The organism is Vibrio sp. 10N.261.52.A1 (assembly GCF_002876325.1).
GTDB lineage: Bacteria > Pseudomonadota > Gammaproteobacteria > Enterobacterales > Vibrionaceae > Vibrio > Vibrio chagasii.
The window spans coordinates 1-966 of the sequence record NZ_MCYD01001249.1; the positions used below are offsets into that span (position 1 = coordinate 1).

Consider the following 966-nt stretch of genomic DNA (forward strand, 5'->3'; position numbering starts at 1 on the left):
CAGATTGCCTGCGCTGCTGCCAAAACAGAAAGCAAAAGAAGCACAGAAACAAAATAGCCAATAAGTTATCTATCATTTAATCCATACTTCCTTTTACTTTTTCTTCCTATTTAACCCTAGCTATAAGCAGTTTGATTCATTCTTATCAGCTAGTTGCTAAAGCGTTACTGAGATTTAGTTGCTTGCTGTAACTCGATCAGTGCATTCGCCAATTCTGGAGATGGGTTTGAGTTCAGCAATGGTAAAAATACCATTCTCAGAGCTGGAATCATCACCAGATCAGCAAATAGCTGGTTGAATAGGTTTTGATTGCCAGTTTGTGCGAGGCGCAACAGGAATTGCTTAGCAATTGCTGGATCTTGTAGAGCGTGCCAGCTTCGGCCTGCTAAACCAATCAATACTTCTTGGTGACTTAAACGTGGGCTCGCCAGAACTTGGTTAATCACAGCATTGGTGATGCTTGGCTCTGCACCCGATAGGGCACGCACTAGCGCAGACAATAAGAACAGGTCTGGTTCATCGCTGTTGATCTCGTTCTCTGCCATCTCTTGTAAACGTTGGGCTAGCTTGTCATTAATTTGCGTGTGCTCAAGTGCACCTAATGTTGCGTAAAGCGGCTCAGAAGGAAGTTTCTTGAAGGCTTTACGAATCGCGACACCGTTTTGTTGGCTGCCGAGACGGGCACACATATCAGTGATGCCTTGTAGGCCAACGGTCTGCCAATTATCCCAGCCTAATTCTCCGGTGAAGTAGTGCTGAGCATGTTCGTAGTATTGGCTGGTCGCAAGATCTAATTCAGCTCTTACTTGGCTATGGAATACCGCCATTTTGTCTTCAGAAGGCTTGAAGGTGTATGGGTTGTTCGACAGCTTCTCTTGTTGCTCTTCGCTGATCTCACCACTTAAACGCGTGCCCATCGCTTCTAATACGAACTTTAAAAAGTTACCTACATCGGCTTGGTTGAGT

Annotated in this window: 1 protein-coding gene and 1 pseudogene; both read right to left on the reverse strand. The window is 45.0% G+C overall.

Translation table 11 applies throughout. From position 1 onward, the window contains the following. Positions 1–76 (reverse strand): annotated as a pseudogene (locus tag BCT81_RS26340) (DUF3301 domain-containing protein); the annotation flags it as partial. 88 nt (positions 77–164) lie between these two features. Continuing rightward, positions 165–966 (reverse strand): DUF3549 family protein (locus BCT81_RS26345; protein WP_102426370.1); only part of this gene is annotated, 802 nt, incomplete at its 5' end.